29 protein-coding genes are annotated in these 14496 nt (G+C 35.8%); all 29 read right to left on the reverse strand.

Annotated features, from left to right (window positions below):
• Positions 1-257 precede the first annotated feature (257 nt).
• A complete protein-coding gene (rplQ, locus tag AC5EAH_RS06005; RefSeq protein WP_493493866.1) occupies positions 258-632 on the reverse strand; it encodes a 50S ribosomal protein L17 in 375 nt (124 codons plus the stop codon).
• A 20-nt stretch (positions 633-652) separates the two neighbouring features.
• Positions 653-1594: a DNA-directed RNA polymerase subunit alpha gene (locus AC5EAH_RS06010; protein ID WP_493493867.1), complete on the reverse strand. Its 942-nt coding sequence runs from the start codon at positions 1592-1594 to the stop codon at positions 653-655.
• A 52-nt stretch (positions 1595-1646) separates the two neighbouring features.
• Positions 1647-2036 carry a 30S ribosomal protein S11 gene (gene rpsK / locus AC5EAH_RS06015; RefSeq protein ID WP_493493868.1) on the reverse strand — a complete coding sequence of 130 codons (390 nt, stop codon included), beginning with the start codon at positions 2034-2036 and terminating at the stop codon, positions 1647-1649.
• A 25-nt stretch (positions 2037-2061) separates the two neighbouring features.
• The gene (gene rpsM / locus AC5EAH_RS06020; protein WP_493493869.1) at positions 2062-2427 is read right to left on the reverse strand and encodes a 30S ribosomal protein S13; all 366 of its coding nucleotides are present in this window, start codon (positions 2425-2427) and stop codon (positions 2062-2064) included.
• A 21-nt stretch (positions 2428-2448) separates the two neighbouring features.
• Positions 2449-2562: a 50S ribosomal protein L36 gene (gene rpmJ / locus AC5EAH_RS06025; RefSeq protein ID WP_493493870.1), complete on the reverse strand. Its 114-nt coding sequence runs from the start codon at positions 2560-2562 to the stop codon at positions 2449-2451.
• A gap of 33 nt (positions 2563-2595) precedes the next feature.
• Entirely contained in the window at positions 2596-2814 is a 219-nt protein-coding gene (infA, locus tag AC5EAH_RS06030; RefSeq protein ID WP_493493871.1) for a translation initiation factor IF-1, read from the reverse strand.
• A 187-nt stretch (positions 2815-3001) separates the two neighbouring features.
• Entirely contained in the window at positions 3002-3652 is a 651-nt protein-coding gene (locus AC5EAH_RS06035; protein WP_493493872.1) for an adenylate kinase, read from the reverse strand.
• A 70-nt stretch (positions 3653-3722) separates the two neighbouring features.
• Entirely contained in the window at positions 3723-5018 is a 1296-nt protein-coding gene (gene secY / locus AC5EAH_RS06040) for a preprotein translocase subunit SecY (protein WP_493493873.1), read from the reverse strand.
• Positions 5019-5020: 2 nt separating this feature from the next.
• A complete protein-coding gene (gene rplO / locus AC5EAH_RS06045) occupies positions 5021-5461 on the reverse strand; it encodes a 50S ribosomal protein L15 (RefSeq protein ID WP_493493874.1) in 441 nt (146 codons plus the stop codon).
• Positions 5462-5499: 38 nt separating this feature from the next.
• Positions 5500-5679, reverse strand: coding sequence for a 50S ribosomal protein L30 (gene rpmD / locus AC5EAH_RS06050; protein ID WP_493493875.1), 180 nt, complete (start codon positions 5677-5679; stop codon positions 5500-5502).
• 17 nt (positions 5680-5696) lie between these two features.
• Positions 5697-6197, reverse strand: a complete 501-nt coding sequence (gene rpsE, locus AC5EAH_RS06055; protein ID WP_493493876.1) for a 30S ribosomal protein S5 — start codon at positions 6195-6197, stop codon at positions 5697-5699.
• Positions 6198-6221: 24 nt separating this feature from the next.
• Complete coding sequence (gene rplR, locus AC5EAH_RS06060; RefSeq protein WP_493493877.1) at positions 6222-6575, reverse strand: 50S ribosomal protein L18; 354 nt, start codon at positions 6573-6575, stop codon at positions 6222-6224.
• 28 nt (positions 6576-6603) lie between these two features.
• Positions 6604-7140, reverse strand: a complete 537-nt coding sequence (rplF, locus tag AC5EAH_RS06065) for a 50S ribosomal protein L6 (RefSeq protein WP_493493878.1) — start codon at positions 7138-7140, stop codon at positions 6604-6606.
• Positions 7141-7171: 31 nt separating this feature from the next.
• Positions 7172-7570, reverse strand: coding sequence for a 30S ribosomal protein S8 (rpsH, locus tag AC5EAH_RS06070; protein ID WP_493493879.1), 399 nt, complete (start codon positions 7568-7570; stop codon positions 7172-7174).
• A 33-nt stretch (positions 7571-7603) separates the two neighbouring features.
• The gene (rpsN, locus tag AC5EAH_RS06075; RefSeq protein ID WP_493493880.1) at positions 7604-7873 is read right to left on the reverse strand and encodes a 30S ribosomal protein S14; all 270 of its coding nucleotides are present in this window, start codon (positions 7871-7873) and stop codon (positions 7604-7606) included.
• Between the two features lie 18 nt (positions 7874-7891).
• Complete coding sequence (gene rplE / locus AC5EAH_RS06080) at positions 7892-8431, reverse strand: 50S ribosomal protein L5 (protein ID WP_493493881.1); 540 nt, start codon at positions 8429-8431, stop codon at positions 7892-7894.
• Positions 8432-8463: 32 nt separating this feature from the next.
• Entirely contained in the window at positions 8464-8766 is a 303-nt protein-coding gene (gene rplX / locus AC5EAH_RS06085) for a 50S ribosomal protein L24 (protein WP_493493882.1), read from the reverse strand.
• A 41-nt stretch (positions 8767-8807) separates the two neighbouring features.
• Positions 8808-9176, reverse strand: a complete 369-nt coding sequence (gene rplN / locus AC5EAH_RS06090; RefSeq protein WP_493493883.1) for a 50S ribosomal protein L14 — start codon at positions 9174-9176, stop codon at positions 8808-8810.
• 49 nt (positions 9177-9225) lie between these two features.
• On the reverse strand, positions 9226-9489 hold the full coding sequence (rpsQ, locus tag AC5EAH_RS06095; RefSeq protein ID WP_493493884.1) for a 30S ribosomal protein S17: 264 nt from the start codon (positions 9487-9489) through the stop codon (positions 9226-9228).
• Positions 9490-9506: 17 nt separating this feature from the next.
• Positions 9507-9704 carry a 50S ribosomal protein L29 gene (rpmC, locus tag AC5EAH_RS06100; RefSeq protein ID WP_493493885.1) on the reverse strand — a complete coding sequence of 66 codons (198 nt, stop codon included), beginning with the start codon at positions 9702-9704 and terminating at the stop codon, positions 9507-9509.
• Positions 9704-10129 carry a 50S ribosomal protein L16 gene (rplP, locus tag AC5EAH_RS06105; protein WP_493493886.1) on the reverse strand — a complete coding sequence of 142 codons (426 nt, stop codon included), beginning with the start codon at positions 10127-10129 and terminating at the stop codon, positions 9704-9706. The genes rpmC and rplP overlap by 1 nt, the downstream gene beginning before the upstream one ends.
• 2 nt (positions 10130-10131) lie before the next feature.
• Positions 10132-10782 carry a 30S ribosomal protein S3 gene (gene rpsC, locus AC5EAH_RS06110; protein WP_493493887.1) on the reverse strand — a complete coding sequence of 217 codons (651 nt, stop codon included), beginning with the start codon at positions 10780-10782 and terminating at the stop codon, positions 10132-10134.
• A 29-nt stretch (positions 10783-10811) separates the two neighbouring features.
• On the reverse strand, positions 10812-11147 hold the full coding sequence (rplV, locus tag AC5EAH_RS06115; protein ID WP_493493888.1) for a 50S ribosomal protein L22: 336 nt from the start codon (positions 11145-11147) through the stop codon (positions 10812-10814).
• Between the two features lie 25 nt (positions 11148-11172).
• Positions 11173-11451: a 30S ribosomal protein S19 gene (gene rpsS, locus AC5EAH_RS06120; protein WP_493493889.1), complete on the reverse strand. Its 279-nt coding sequence runs from the start codon at positions 11449-11451 to the stop codon at positions 11173-11175.
• A 63-nt stretch (positions 11452-11514) separates the two neighbouring features.
• Complete coding sequence (rplB, locus tag AC5EAH_RS06125; protein ID WP_493493890.1) at positions 11515-12348, reverse strand: 50S ribosomal protein L2; 834 nt, start codon at positions 12346-12348, stop codon at positions 11515-11517.
• 34 nt (positions 12349-12382) lie between these two features.
• Complete coding sequence (gene rplW / locus AC5EAH_RS06130; RefSeq protein ID WP_493493891.1) at positions 12383-12664, reverse strand: 50S ribosomal protein L23; 282 nt, start codon at positions 12662-12664, stop codon at positions 12383-12385.
• Positions 12664-13287 carry a 50S ribosomal protein L4 gene (rplD, locus tag AC5EAH_RS06135; protein WP_493493892.1) on the reverse strand — a complete coding sequence of 208 codons (624 nt, stop codon included), beginning with the start codon at positions 13285-13287 and terminating at the stop codon, positions 12664-12666. The genes rplW and rplD overlap by 1 nt, the downstream gene beginning before the upstream one ends.
• Positions 13288-13313: 26 nt before the next feature.
• Positions 13314-13976 (reverse strand): 50S ribosomal protein L3, encoded by a 663-nt coding sequence (gene rplC / locus AC5EAH_RS06140; protein ID WP_493493893.1) that lies wholly within the window; start codon positions 13974-13976, stop codon positions 13314-13316.
• A gap of 18 nt (positions 13977-13994) precedes the next feature.
• Positions 13995-14303 carry a 30S ribosomal protein S10 gene (gene rpsJ, locus AC5EAH_RS06145; protein ID WP_493493894.1) on the reverse strand — a complete coding sequence of 103 codons (309 nt, stop codon included), beginning with the start codon at positions 14301-14303 and terminating at the stop codon, positions 13995-13997.
• Between the last annotated feature and the right edge of the window lie 193 nt (positions 14304-14496).

A 14496-nucleotide genomic window follows, 5' to 3' on the forward strand; every position in this document is an offset into this window, starting at 1 on the left:
CTTATCAAATTTTGTTCATCAACACTCTTTGATAAAGAACCAAAAAATCGTGCATACAAATGTATGCACGAGAGCTAGACGTGTCGCTTAAAAAGCTAACATTTCAATCACTCAAATCTTTAATAAAATAGAATAGTTTTGTTGTATGTGTCGTATGTTTTCTTTGTATGAATAGTATGTTTTTATGTATGTATGAATATGATAATTCTCTTGCGAGCCATCCCCTTTATCATAAGGTTCATTCTATTTATTAAATATTATTTTCCTTCAACGAATTCAATGATTGCAGTTTCTGCACCATCACCACGACGTGGACCTACGCGTAAAATACGAGTATAACCACCTTGACGATCAGCAAAACGTGGCGCAATATCATCAAATAATTTTTGTAGTGCAAATTCTGTCCCGTTTTCACCTTCAATTTCAACACGTTGAACGAATGCTGCTGCTTGGCGACGAGCGTGAATATCACCACGTTTACCTAAAGTAATCATTTTTTCTACAGCTTTACGTACTTCTTTAGCACGCGTTACTGTTGTTTCAATACGTTCATTAACAATTAAAGATGTTGTTAAGTTACGTAACATAGCTCTACGGTGGTCAGCTGTACGACCTAATTTTCTGTATCCCATGAATGCAATAACCTCCTTTTTTAATCTTCTTTCCTTAAGTCTAAACCTAAGTCAATTAATTTAAATTTAACTTCTTCTAATGATTTACGTCCTAAATTACGTACTTTCATCATTTCAGATTCTGACTTATCTGCTAATTCTTGTACAGTATTAATACCTGCACGTTTTAAACAGTTATATGAACGTACTGATAAATCTAATTCTTCAATTGTCATTTCTAACATACGTTCTTTTTGATCTTCTTCTTTTTCAACCATAATTTCTGCTGATTTAGCAACATCTGTTAAATTAACAAATAAATCTAAATGTGATGTTAGAATTTTAGCGCCTAAAGAAACAGCTTCTTGTGGACTAATGCTACCGTCTGTTGTCACATCTAATGTTAATTTATCAAAATCAGTTGATTGCCCTACACGTGTTTTTTCAACAGTGTAATTAACTTTAGATACTGGTGTATAAATCGAATCAATCGCAATTACACCAATCGGTAAATCTTTGTTATTATCTTCTGCACGTTTAAAACCACGACCATTACCTGCTTTAATACGCATACGTAAGTGTCCGCCTTTTGATACAGTTGCGATATGTAACTCTGGATTTAAGATTTCAACATCACTGTCATGCATAATGTCTGCTGCAGTAACAGGACCTTCTTCTTTCACATCAATTTCAAGTAACTTTTCTTCATCAGAATAAATTTTTAAAGCTAATGCTTTAATATTCATCACGATTTCAGTAACGTCTTCTACAACACCATTTACTGTAGAGAATTCATGTAAAACACCTTCAATTTCAATATTACGTGCTGCTGCACCTGGTAATGATGAAATTAATACACGGCGTAAAGAATTACCTAATGTTGTTCCATATCCACGTTCTAATGGCTCAACCACAAATTTACCAAATTGATTTTTTTCATCAATTTCTACTATTTCAATTCTTGGTTTTTCAATTTCAATCATGGTTACCCTCCTTAAACAATCGAATATGTTTTGTGTTCGAGTTAACTACAAACTAAACACGACGACGTTTTGGTGGACGACATCCATTATGAGGAACTGGTGTAACATCTTTAATAGCTGTTACTTCTAAACCTGCTGATTGTAAAGCACGGATAGCTGCTTCACGACCTGCACCAGGACCTTTAACAGTTACTTCAAGGTGTTTCATACCATGCTCCATTGCACCACGTGCTGCTGTTTCAGCTGCCATTTGTGCTGCGAATGGTGTTGATTTACGAGAACCTTTAAAGCCTAATGCACCTGCACTTGACCAAGCTACTGCATTACCATGTTCATCTGTAATTGTCACGATAGAGTTATTAAATGTAGAACGAATGTGTGCTACTCCAGCTGGAATATTCTTTTTCACACGACGTTTACGAGATTGTTGTTTACGTGCCATAGTCTAACTATTCCTCCTTTACTTATTATTTTTTCTTGTTAGCTACTGTTTTCTTAGGACCTTTACGAGTACGTGCATTATTTTTAGTTTTTTGACCACGAACTGGTAAACCACGACGGTGACGGATACCACGGTATGAACCGATCTCCATTAAACGCTTAATGTTTAATGATACTTCACGACGTAAATCACCTTCTACTTTGTAACCATCAAGCTGTTCACGAATTTTATCTAATTGTTCGTCTGTTAAATCACGAACACGAATGTCTTCTGATACACCAGCTTCAGCTAATACTTTTTGAGCAACTTTTGGCCCAACTCCATAAATATATGTTAATGAAATGACAACACGTTTTTCACGTGGAATGTCGACTCCTGCAATACGTGCCATTGATTAAAGCACCTCCTTTTTTTATCCTTGTTTTTGTTTATGTTTTGGATTTTCACAAATTACCATAATTTTACCACGACGACGAATAACTTTACATTTTTCGCACATCGGTTTTACTGATGGTCTTACTTTCATTCCTTTTACCTCCTCTATTTTTGGAGAATATGACTATTTGAAACGATACGTGATTCTACCACGAGTTAAATCATATGGAGACATCTCAACTGTCACTTTATCACCAGGTAAAATACGAATATAATTCATACGAATTTTACCAGAAACATGTGCCAAGATTTCATGCCCATTTTCTAATTCTACTTTAAACATCGCATTTGGTAAAGTCTCAAGTACGGTACCTTCTAATTCGATGACATCTTGTTTTGCCATTTGAAATCCCCCTTTTTTCTAAGTTTCAGTATTGCGTGTTACTGGCTAATACTGAATACTTAAAATAACTTAAACACAATGCAATATTATATCAAGTTGTAATAACAGTGTTATACCAATTAACAACTTTTATATTGTACCATATTTATCCAAAAACTAAAGACCCAAGTGTGAGCCTTTTTGTTTTCTATAATTGATCCAATACTTTTGTTACATCATCAAAAACATCATTAATTTCTTTAGTACCTTCAATATTTACTAAAACATTGTCTTTAGCACCATAAAAATCTAATAATGGTTGTGTTTGTTTGATATTAACCGCTAGACGATTTTTAACCGTTTCAGGTTTATCATCTTCACGTTGATATAATTTTGCACCATCTTTATCACAAATACCTTCCACTTTTGGTGGATTAAATAATTTATGATAAGTTGTACCACATTCTGGACAAATATAACGACCAGCTAAACGATCGATTAAAATATCCGTTGGTACTTCAATATTAATTACTTTATCAATTTTTTTATCTAAATCAGTTAATAATTTATCTAATGCTTCAGCTTGTTCAATCGTACGTGGAAAACCATCTAATAAGAAACCTTTAGCACAATCTGGTTGTGATAAACGTTCTTTTACAATACCGATTGTTACTTCATCAGGTACTAATTCACCGCGATCAATATATGACTTTGCTTCCACACCTAATGGTGTTTGTTCTTTAATTGCAAGACGGAACATATCACCTGTTGAAATATGTGGCACTGAATAATTTTCTACAATTTTTTCTGCTTGTGTCCCTTTACCAGCACCTGGTAAACCCATTAAGATAATATTCATCTCTGTCAATATCTCCTTTTATGATAATAGACTAAAAGGACGCTCTATTAAGATACGTCCGTAAGTCATGTTACTTTTTCATAAATCCTTTGTAGTGTCTTTGTGTCAACTGCGATTCTAATTGTTTCATCGTTTCAAGTGCTACACCTACTACAATAAGTAAACTTGTACCACCTATTTGAACTGATGCAGGCAATTTAGCAGCAGCTGAAAATACAATCGGTAATACAGCAATTACAGCTAAAAATATCGAACCTACAAAAGTTAATCGATACAATGTACCTGTAATATAATTTTCTGTATCCTTGCCAGGTCTAATACCAGGAATATAACTACCTTGTTTACGTAGATTATCAGCCATTTTTTCTGGATTAACTTGAACAAACGCATAAAAGTAAGCGAATAAAATAATCATTCCTACATAAATAACCATTCCAATTGGATGTGAATAATCAAACCAATTACCTACTTTTTGAATCCATTCAACTTTAGGCCAAAATAATGTAAAAGTACGTGGCAAAGTAAGAAAGGCAACTGCAAAGATTACTGGAATAACACCTGCAGCATTTACTTTTAAAGGTAAAAATGTTGCTCTTGGCGCAAGTCCACGTCGTCCTGCAATTTGTGCTTTTGCATATTGAATAGGAATTTTACGTACAGCTTCCTGTATGTAAATAACACCCATTACAATTAACAATAACACTAAAACAATAATCGCAATCTTTAAAACTACTAATTGAACATTAGCAGCACCTTGAATTTGCGAAGCATATACTTGCATCAAGGCAGAAGGTATTGAGGCAACAATACCTGCAAAGATTAATATTGAAATACCATTTCCCACACCATATTGTGAAATTAAGTCTCCTAGCCAAATTAAAAATGCTGTTCCAGTTGTTAATACTATAGCAATTAGTGCATAACTATGCCAACTCGTTGAATGTAGCAATGCACCACCATAAATATTATTGAAACCAACAGACATCGCCACAGATTGAATCAATGCTAAAATAATAGCAAAATATCGTGTTGTTTGTTGAAGTTTTTTACGCCCTACTTCACCTTGTTTAGACCACTCAGTAAATGTAGGTACAACATCCATTTGTAGTAATTGAACTACAATAGATGCTGTAATGTAAGGCATAATACCCATGGCAAAAATAGAGAAGTTTTTTAACGCTCCACCGCCAAATGTATTTAAAATACCAAAAACACCTAACTGATCTTGCTGCTGTAGGATATCAGTGTTTACTCCGGGAACAGGAAGAAATGTTCCCAAACGATAAATTACCAGCATCGCTAAAGTAAATAATATTTTATTACGGATATCCTTAACTTTAAAGAAGTTAATTGCCGTTCTAAACATTATTATAACACCTCGTGATTTCCACCTGCAGTTTCAATCGCTTTAACAGCTGAACTTGAAAATTTATGAGCTTTAATTGTTAACTTTTTAGAAAGTTGACCATTACCTAAAATCTTAATACCAGATTTTTCAGCTTTAACTACACCACTTTCGATTAATAAAGCTGGCGTAATTTCAGTACCATCTTCAAAACGATTTAATTGATCTAAGTTAACAATTGCATAATCTTTACGGTTAATGTTTGTAAATCCGCGTTTTGGAATACGACGGAATAATGGGTTTTGCCCACCCTCAAATCCTGGACGCACGCCTCCACCTGAACGTGAATTTTGACCTTTTGTACCACGACCTGATGTTTTACCATTACCTGACCCGATACCACGACCAACACGGTTACGTTCTTTACGAGCACCAGCAACTGGTTTTAACTCATGTAATTTCATTACGTAGAGCACCTCCTCAATTTTATAAATACTTGAAATTATTTTTCTTCTACTGTCACTAAGTGACTAACTTTATTAATCATACCACGGATAGCAGCGTTATCTTCATGAATAACTGTTTTATGTGTTTTTTTCAAACCTAATGCTTGAACAACTTTACGTTGTGCTTCTGGACGACCAATAACACTACGAGTTAGGGTAATATGTAATTTTGCCATTATCTAAATCCCTCCTCTTATCCTAGTAATTCTTCGACTGTTTTACCACGTAATGCAGCAACTTCTTCGACTGTTTTTAATTCTTTTAATCCTTGAACTGTTGCACGAACCATATTAATTGGTGTGTTTGAACCTAAAGATTTAGATAAAATATCTGAAATACCAGCTAATTCTAACACGGCACGAACTGGACCACCGGCAATAACCCCTGTACCAGGCGCAGCTGGTTTAATTAATACAGAACCTGCACCATAATTACCAGTAATTAAATGTGGTGTAGTACCATTTACCATTGGCACTTGGATTAAATTATTTTTTGCAGCTTCAACTGCTTTTCTAATTGCATCTGGTACCTCTTGTGCTTTACCAGTACCAAAGCCTACGCGACCTTTTTTGTCACCCACAACTACTAAAGCTGAAAAACGGAAACGACGTCCACCTTTAACAACTTTAGCTACACGGTTAACGGCAACTACGCGTTCTTCAAATTCATTTTCATGTTGTCTTTCACGAGCCATTATTGGATTTCCCTCCTTTTTGAATTAGAATTCTAAACCATTTTCACGTGCAGCTTCTGCTAAAGCTTTCACACGTCCATGGTATAAGTAACCACCACGGTCAAATACAACTTTAGTGATACCTTTTGCTTTTGCTGCTTCAGCAATAGCAGTACCTACTTTAGAAGCACTTGCTACATTTGAAGAATGACCTTCAAATTTTAATGAAGAAGCACTTGCTAATGTTACACGATTAACATCATCAATTAATTGTGCATAAATATTTTTATTTGAACGGAATACGTTTAAACGTGGGCACTCAGGTGTACCTGAAATTTTAGCACGTACACGAGCATGACGTTTTTTACGAACTTTATTTTTATCAAGTTTCGCGATCATTTATAACACTCCTTTCTTAATGGTTCTATTATTTACCAGTTTTTCCTTCTTTACGACGCACATGTTCACCAACATAACGAATACCTTTACCTTTATATGGTTCAGGTGGACGTACATCACGGATATTAGATGCTAAAGCACCAACGCGTTCTTTAGAAATACCTTCTACTTTAACTTTAGTGTTACCATCTACTGTAATTGTTAAACCATCTTCTGGAGTAAATTCAACAGGGTGAGAGTAACCAACATTAAGTACCAATTTATTACCTTGCATTTGCGCACGATAACCAACCCCGATTAACTCTAAATCTTTGCTGAAACCAGTTGAAACACCTTCAACCATGTTTGCTAATAAAGCACGAGTTGTACCGTGATTTGTTTTATCTGCTTTAGAATCAGAAGGACGTTTTACTGTAATAGTATTACCTTCTACTTCAAATGACATTCTCGAATTGAATTCGCGTGTTAATTCACCTTTAGGGCCTTTAACTGTTGCAACTGAGCCATTGAATGAAACTTCAACGCCAGCTGGAATTTCAATAATTTTATTACCGACACGTGACATTTATCTGTGCACCTCCTCTTTTATTTATTTTTTACCAAACGTAAGCTAAAACTTCGCCACCTGCTTGTTTTTGACGAGCTTCTTTATCTGTAACAACACCTTCAGAAGTTGAAAGTAATGCAATACCTAAACCATTTAATACTTTAGGTACATCATTTGATTTAACGTATACACGTAATCCAGGTTTTGAAATACGTTTTAAACCATTAATTACACGTTCACCTGATTTAGAATATTTTAAGTAAATACGAATAACACCTTGTTTATTGTCTTCGATATATTCTACGTCTTTAATGAACCCTTCACGTTTTAAAATTTCAGCAATTTCTTTTTTAATGTTTGAAGCAGGCACTTCTAATACTTCGTGACGCACCATATTGGCATTACGAATACGAGTAAGCATATCTGCGATTGGATCTGACATTGTCATTGAGTTGAATCCTCCTCTCTTTTGTTTATAATATTACCAACTTGCTTTTCTAACACCAGGAATTTGTCCTTTGTAAGCTAATTCACGGAATTTGATACGGCTAATACCAAATTTACCCATGTAACCGTGTGGACGACCTGTAATGTTACAACGGTTGTGTAAACGTGTTGGTGATGCGTTACGAGGTAATTTTGCTAATCCTTCATAATCACCAGCAGCTTTTAATGCAGCACGTTTTTCAGCATATTTGTCAACTACTTTTTGACGTTTTACTTCACGAGCAACCATAGATTTTTTTGCCATGTGTTAATTCCTCCTAAATTATTTTTGGAAAGGCATACCAAAGCCTGTTAATAGTTCACGAGCTTCTTCGTCAGTGTTAGCAGTTGTTACAATAACAATATCCATACCACGAACTTTAGAAACTTTATCATAGTCAATTTCAGGGAAGATTAATTGTTCTTTTACCCCTAAAGTATAGTTACCACGACCGTCAAACGCTTTTTTAGATACACCGTGGAAGTCACGTACACGAGGTAATGCAACTGTTACTAATTTATCTAAAAATTCGTACATGCGTTCACCACGTAATGTTACTTTAGCACCAATTGGCATACCTTCACGTAAACGGAAAGTAGCGATAGATTTTTTCGCTTTAGTTACTAATGGTTTTTGACCAGTAATTTGAGTTAACTCAGCTACTGCCATATCTAAAGCTTTTGAGTTACTTACAGCTTCACCAACACCCATGTTAACAACGATTTTGTCAATTTTAGGTACTTGCATTACTGAAGTATAGTTAAATTTTGTCATCAAATCTTTAATGATTTGTTCAGAATATTTTTCTTTTAAACGAGCCATGTTTGGTCATGTCCTCCTTTCATACGAGTTGATTAGATTTCTTCACCTGTTGTTTTAGCAACACGGATTTTTTTACCATTTTCAAATTTATATCCGATACGAGTAGCTTTACCGTTTTTATCAACTAATGCTACTTTAGCAGCGTATATTGGTGCTTCAACTTCTAATACTCCACCTTGTGGGTTTGTTTGAGATGGTTTAACATGCTTCTTAACAATGTTAATGCCTTCTACAACTACACGGTTTTTCTTAGGTTGAGCAGATAAAACTTTACCAGTTTTACCTTTATCTTTACCACTGATAACTTTTACAATGTCATCTTTTTTAATGTACATTATTTAGGCCCTCCTATTAAAATTTTAAAGTCACTGTATAATTAAAGCACTTCTGGTGCTAATGATACAATTTTCATGAAATTGCCATCACGTAATTCACGTGCAACTGGACCAAAGATACGTGTACCACGTGGTCCTTTATCATCACGAATAATTACACAAGCATTTTCGTCAAATTTAATGTATGAACCGTCATTACGACGTGCACCTGTTTTTGTACGTACAATAACAGCTTTAACTACATCACCTTTTTTAACAACTCCACCTGGTGTTGCTTTTTTCACGGAACAAACGATAACGTCTCCGATGTTAGCAACTTTACGTCCAGATCCACCTAAAACTTTGATTGTTAATACTTCTTTAGCACCAGAGTTATCTGCTACTTTTAAGCGAGTTTCTTGTTGAATCATGCTATATTGTGCCTCCTTTTTAGATTTACAACTTATGTATTTTCTTTACTTAAATAATGATTGCTTCTTCTACCACTTCAACTAAACGGAAACGTTTTGTTGCTGATAGAGGACGAGTTTCCATGATTTTTACGATATCGCCAGTTTTAGCAGTATTGTTTTCATCATGTGCTTTGAATTTTTTAGAGTACTTAACACGTTTACCATATAAACCGTGTTTTTTATAAGTTTCAACTAATACTGTAATAGTTTTGTCCATTTTATCTGACACAACTTTACCAGTATAAACTTTACGATCGTTTCTTTCGCTCACGACTTCATCCTCCTAGATTATTTGTTTTCTAATTCACGTTCACGAATGACTGTTTTCATTCGACTAATAGCTTTTCTTACTTGACGGATACGTGCTGTATTTTCTAACTGACCTGTCGCTAGTTGGAAGCGTAAGTTGAAAAGCTCTTCTTTTAATGATTTTACTTTTGCTTCAATTTCTACTGAAGTTAAGTCACGAATTTCTTTGATTTTCATTATGCTTCACCACCCGTTTCTTCACGTTTTACGACTTTTGTTTTAACAGGTAATTTATGTGATGCTAATCGTAATGCTTCACGAGCGATTTCCTCAGAAACACCAGCGATTTCAAACATAATTCTACCTGGTTTTACAATAGCAACCCAGCCTTCTACTGCACCTTTACCAGAACCCATACGTACTTCTAGAGGTTTTTTAGTATATGGCATTTGTGGGAAGATTTTAATCCAAACTTTACCACCACGTTTCATGTAACGAGTCATCGCAATACGAGCTGCCTCGATTTGACGAGAAGTAACACGAGCTGCAGTTGTAGCTTGTAAGCCGTATTCACCAAAAATTACTGTATTTCCGCCTTTCGACTTACCAGTCGTTTTTTGACGGTGTTGACGACGATATTTTACGCGTTTTGGCATTAACATACTTATTTTCCTCCCTCTTTCTTAGATGTTGGAAGAACTTCACCACGATAAATCCAAACTTTTACGCCTAATTTACCATAAGTAGTGTCTGCTTCTTCATGTGCATAATCGATATCAGCACGTAAAGTATGTAAAGGAACTGAACCTTCTGAATAGTGTTCAGCACGTGCGATATCTGCACCACCTAAACGACCTGATACTTGTGTTTTAATACCTTTTGCACCAGCTTTCAACGCACGTTGAATTGCTTGTTTTTGAGCACGACGGAATGATACACGGTTTTCTAATTGACGTGCAATACCTTCTGCTACTAATTTTGCATCTAAATCAACTTTTTTAATTTCAACCACGTTAATGAATACGCGTTTGTCAGTTAATTTATTTAATTTTGTACGTAATTTTTCAATTTCAGACCCACCTTTACCGATAACCATACCTGGTTTACCAGTGTGAATTGAAACATTTACACGTTTTTCAAAACGTTCGATTTCAACACGTGAAACTTGAGCGTCTTTTAATTCTTTCATGATAAGTTCACGAACTTTTACGTCTTCGTGTAATAACTCAGCGAAATTCTTCTCAGCATACCATTTAGAATCCCAATCACGAATTACACCAACACGAAGCCCAATTGGATGTACTTTTTGACCCACTGTTTTTGCCTCCTTTTTAAGTCGATATATTATTTATTATCTGATACCACAACTGTGATATGACTTGTACGTTTGTTAATTGCACTTGCTGCACCTTTAGCACGAGGACGGAAACGTTTCAAAGTAGGACCTTCATTAGCGTAAGCCTCTGAAACTACTAATTCGTTAATGTCCATGTCATAGTTATGTTCAGCGTTGGCAATCGCCGATTTCAATACTTTTGTAAGAACCGGAGATGCTGCTTTTGGTGTGAATTCTAAAATTGCTAGTGCTTCACCAATTTTTTTACCTCGGATTAAATCGATAACTAGACGTACTTTACGAGGTGCAATACGTACTGTTCTTGCAACAGCTTTTGCTTGCATTTTGTTTGCCTCCTTTGTTTAATAACTAACGGCGTGTTTTTTTATCGTCTGCCGCGTGACCTTTATAAGTTCTTGTTGGAGCAAATTCACCTAATTTATGTCCAACCATATCTTCAGTTACATATACAGGAACGTGTTTACGTCCATCATATACTGCTATTGTAAGACCAATAAAGTTTGGGAAAATAGTAGAACGACGAGACCAAGTTTTAATAACAACTTTCTTCTCACTTGCATTAGCAGCTTCTACTTTTTTCATTAAATGATGATCTACAAATGGTCCTTTTTTTAAGCTACGTGCCATTTTGGCGCCTCCCTTCGTGATATAAGTGTGGTTAGTTTAACCCAACCACACAGCATTATTAAATTATTTTTTGTTACGTCCACGTACGATAAATTTGTTTGAACGTGCTTTTTTAGAACGAGTTTTTCTACCTAAAGTAGGTTTACCCCATGGTGACATTGGTGATTTACGACCGATTGGTGCACGACCTTCACCACCACCGTGTGGGTGATCATTCGGGTTCATTACAGAACCACGTACTGTTGGACGTTTACCAGCCCAACGAGAACGACCAGCTTTACCTACATTAACTAAACCATGTTCAGCATTACCAACTTCACCAACTGTCGCACGACAAGTTGCTAAAATCATTCTTACTTCACCTGATTTAAGTCGAACTAACACATATTTACCTTCTTTACCTAAAACTTGTGCAGATGCACCAGCTGAACGTACTAATTGACCACCTTTTCCAGGTTTTAATTCGATATTATGAATTAAAGTACCTACTGGAATGTTTGCCAATGGTAATGCATTACCAACTTTAATGTCAGCATTCTCACCAGAGAAAATTTCTTGACCTACTTGTAAGCCTTTTGCAGCGATGATATAACGTTTTTCACCATCTACATAGTGTACTAATGCGATATTCGCAGAACGGTTTGGATCGTACTCGATAGTAGCGATTTTACCTGGAATACCGTCTTTATTACGTTTGAAATCAATAATACGATATTGACGTTTGTGACCGCCACCGTGGTGACGTACTGTAATTTTACCTTGGTTATTTCGACCCGCTTTTTTCGGTAGCGGTTGTAATAACGACTTTTCTGGTTTATTAGTTGTAATTTCAGCAAAATCTAATGATGTCATATTACGACGTCCATTAGTGGTTGGCTTATACACTTTAATTGCCATTGTGTCGTTTACCTCCTTAATGGTTTCTTTTTAATTAGTTTGAAAATAATTCGATTGCATTTCCTGCTTGTAATTTAACAATCGCTTTACGACGCTTGTTAGTTTTACCTAAGTAGCGACCTACACGTTTTTTCTTAGCGCGAACATTAATAATGTTAACACTTTCAACTTTTACATCAAAGATTTCTTCGATAGCAATTTTCACTTGTGTTTTATTGGCACGAGTGTCAACGTCAAAAGTATATTTATTATCTTGCATAGCTAAGTATGTTTTTTCTGTTAAGACAGGGCGTTTGATAATATCGCGTGCTTCCATTATGCTAATACCTCCCCAACTTTTTCTACTGCTGCTTTTGTAAAGATAACTTTGTTATGACCTAAGATATCTAATACATTTAAGCCTTCCGCAGTAATTACTGTAACACCAGGAATGTTACTTGCTGATCTATAAATGTTTTCATTTGCTTCTTCTACAACAACTAAAGTTTTACGTGTAGAATCTACAGCTGATAAGAATTTAATAAATTCTTTTGTTTTTGGTTTTTCAAAAGTTAAAGCTTCTACTGCAAAAACATTACCTTCTGCTAATTGGCTAGATAATGCTGAACGTAAAGCTAAACGACGCATTTTACGTGGTAATTTGTAGCTGTAGCTACGAGGTGTAGGACCAAATACAATACCACCACCACGCCATTGTGGAGAACGGATAGAACCTTGACGGGCACGACCTGTACCTTTTTGTCTCCAAGGTTTACGACCACCACCTGAAACTTCTGAACGACCTTTTGTATCATGAGTACCACGACGTAATGAAGCACGTTGTTGCATTACTGCTTCGAATAATACATGTTGATTTGGTTCGATACCGAACACTGATTCAACAACTTCTACTTCACCAGCTTTAGTACCATCTTGTTTGAATAATTCTAATTTCGTCATTTCCTGTATTCCTCCTTCCGTATTAATTATTTACCAGCTTTAATTGCTGTTTGGATTTGTACAAAACCTTTTTTAGGACCAGGAACGTTACCTTTAATAAGGATTAAACCTTTATCAGCAACAACTTTAACTACTTCTAAGTTTTGTAATGTTACTGTGTCTCCACCCATACGACCTGGTAAAGCTTTACCTTTAAATACACGGTTTGGAGCAACAGGACCCATTGAACCTGGGCGACGGTGGTAACGAGAACCGTGGGCCATTGGACCACGTGATTGTCCGTGACGTTTAATTGAACCCGCGAAACCTTTACCTTTTGAAGTACCTGTTACATCTACTACATCGCCTTCTGCGAATGTATCAACTTTGACTTCTTGACCCACTTCATATTCTGTAACATCAACGTTACGGAATTCGCGGATGAATCGCTTAGGTGCTGTACCCGCTTTGTCTGCGTGTCCTTGTTCTGATTTGTTAGCAACGTGAACACGGTGTGCTTTACGCTCTTTGTCATAAGCACGTTTGTCATCAAAACCGATTTGGATTGCATTGTATCCATCGATTTCTTCTGTTTTCTTTTGTAATACCACGTTTGATGCAGCTTCGATCACTGTTACTGGGATCATTTCACCGTTCTCACCAAATACTTGTGTCATACCTACTTTTCTTCCTAAGATTCCTTTGGCCATCGAAAGTCACCTCCTATATTATAATTTAATTTCGATGTCTACACCTGATGGTAAGTTTAAGCCCATTAAAGCATCAACTGTTTTAGGTGTTGGATTTACGATGTCGATTAAACGTTTATGTGTACGTTGTTCGAATTGTTCACGAGAATCTTTGTACTTGTGAACCGCACGTAAGATTGTATAAATTTGCTTTTCAGTTGGTAATGGAATTGGACCAGAAACAGTCGCTCCAGAACGTTTAGCAGTTTCTACAATTTTTTCTGCTGATTGATCAATCACACGGTGATCATAAGATTTTAATCGAATACGAATTTTTTGTTTTGCCATCATTTTCCCTCCTTATATTTACGCTCGCTGTCTAGCAGCAAACTTCTCCATGAAAGTTCTCTCAAGACACTCGCCATGGCAAAGCGGCCGGGTGTTTCAGTAACCTTCCACTTCATCGCAGTCAAAGACTAACAGTCCTTATTATACACATCTCTACAACTAAGTGCAAGTAATTTTTAAAATTATTTTTATG

It is taken from the genome of Staphylococcus sp. B1(2026) (genome assembly GCF_058895785.1).